The organism is Vibrio sp. 2130-1, from assembly GCF_033339515.1.
Window position 1 is genome coordinate 1 of record NZ_JAWOUT010000320.1, and the last position, 676, is coordinate 676.

At 46.7% G+C, this 676-nt stretch carries 1 protein-coding gene; it reads right to left on the reverse strand.

What is annotated here, in order from left to right; all coding sequences use genetic code 11:
• Window positions 1-236 precede the first annotated feature (236 nt).
• A partial coding sequence (locus R7Q09_RS25975) for an N-acetylmuramic acid 6-phosphate etherase (protein WP_318143924.1) occupies window positions 237-676 on the reverse strand: 440 nt, incomplete at its 5' end.

Below are 676 nucleotides of genomic sequence, written 5' to 3' on the forward strand. Positions count from 1 at the left end.
GCAAAACAAAATGAAACGGGAAGTAAACGAGGCGACAAGCCAGTACACGAATAAAGTGGAACGCGTTAAAAATGCCACTGATCCAGACCAGCTCAAGCGTAAGGTGAATAACGAGTTAAATCGCGAATTTGATGAGTGGTTGTATGACGAGGATTGATGCTTGATGTATCAGCTCCGGCAAAAAGATAAGGTGGCCCATGAGCCACCTTTTTACTGTCCAACCTTCTTACATTAGGTCAGTTTGCTTTGTGGCTTTCTACCGCTTTACGCAAGAAGCCCTCTTGATGATGAAGGTGCTGACGTGCGGACTCGATATCAAGATCGGTCAAGATCATTAAGATTGCCAGTTTCACCTCATAATTGGTCTGCTTAAGTACCTCGGTTGCCTCTTCTTTAGTGCACTCCGTCGCCTGCATAACAATGCGAGCAGCACGCGCGACCAATTTGTTGTTGGTCGCTTTCACGTCCTCCATCAAGTTTTGGTAGCTCTTACCTAAACGTATCATACTTGCTGTAGTGAGCATGTTGAGCACCAACTTTTGAGCGGTGCCTGATTTTAAGCGAGTGGACCCCGTCAAGGCTTCTGGGCCAACAACGGGACTTATTGCGATATCAGCAATATCTGCGATAGGAGAATCCGGATTGCACGACAACGCAACGGTAGTTGATCCAATCG